1 protein-coding gene is annotated in these 914 nt (G+C 63.8%); it reads left to right on the top strand.

What is annotated here, in order from left to right; translation table 11 throughout:
* The first annotated feature begins 77 nt into the window (after nt 1-77).
* Nucleotides 78-905 (top strand): IS5 family transposase, encoded by an 828-nt coding sequence (locus SSA01S_RS18880; RefSeq protein WP_076712056.1) that lies wholly within the window; start codon nt 78-80, stop codon nt 903-905.
* Nucleotides 906-914 lie beyond the last annotated feature (9 nt).

Raw genomic sequence — 914 nt, 5'->3', positions numbered from 1 at the left:
GAACCCGACCGAAAATTAGGTTGAGCGATTTCAGTCAGTTGTGATTCACCGGGTTTTGCGAAGACCTTGGAGAGCACATGGGCTGGACCGAAACCGCTCGTCGCGAGCATGACAGAAGTAGGCTGCGTTACACAAGCGACTGCACCGATGCGGAATGGGCGATCATTGCGCCGCTGCTGGCTCGAACGACGAAGGTGGGCCGCCCGCGCCTGCACCGGGCACGGGATCTGTGGAACGCGATCCAGTACCTTGCCGCGACGGGATGCCAGTGGGCGCAACTGCCCCGGGACTTTCCCCCGTTCACGACCGTGCAGTACCATTTCTACCGGATGCGCGACAGCGGCCTGCTCGATGCGATCAACGCGGTGCTGGTAGCCGGAGTACGGATTGCCGAAGGGCGCGAGGCAGAACCGACTGCGGGCATCATCGACAGCCAGTCGGTCAAGACCACCGAAGCGGGTGGGCCGCGCGGCTATGATGCCGGCAAGAAGATCAAGGGCCGCAAGCGCCATATCGCGACCGACACGGCCGGCAACCTCCTCGACGGACTGGTGCTCTCCGCTGACATCCAGGACCGCGACGGCGCACCGGACCTCATCGAACGCTGTCGCGACGCCTATCCGTCCCTGAGCCGTTTCTTCGCCGATGGCGGCTATGCCGGGCAGAAACTGGCCGCCGCTATCGCGCATATCGACCACCTCGCCATCGAGATCGTCCGGCGTTCCGATGCCCACCGCTTCGTCGTCCTGCCCCGGCGCTGGGTCGTCGAGCGCACCATCGCATGGCTCAACCGATGTCGGCGTCTCGCCAAAGATTGGGAGGCGTCCGTCGCCTCCGCCGAAGCCTGGCTCATCATCGCTTCCATCAGGCGCATGACACGCCGTATCGCAAAACTCGAATTATGAGTCGGGCTC

Source organism: Sphingomonas sanguinis NBRC 13937 (assembly GCF_001591005.1).
Taxonomy (GTDB): domain Bacteria; phylum Pseudomonadota; class Alphaproteobacteria; order Sphingomonadales; family Sphingomonadaceae; genus Sphingomonas; species Sphingomonas sanguinis.
The sequence above is the reverse complement of the archived record's forward strand: the minus strand, read 5'-3'. Positions and strand labels throughout refer to the sequence as shown.

Bases quoted from the DNA above. Each gene is read 5' to 3' on its own strand.
- SSA01S_RS18880 (WP_076712056.1), top strand. From the start codon at position 78: ATGGGCTGGACCGAAACCGCTCGTCGCGAGCATGACAGAAGTAGGCTG.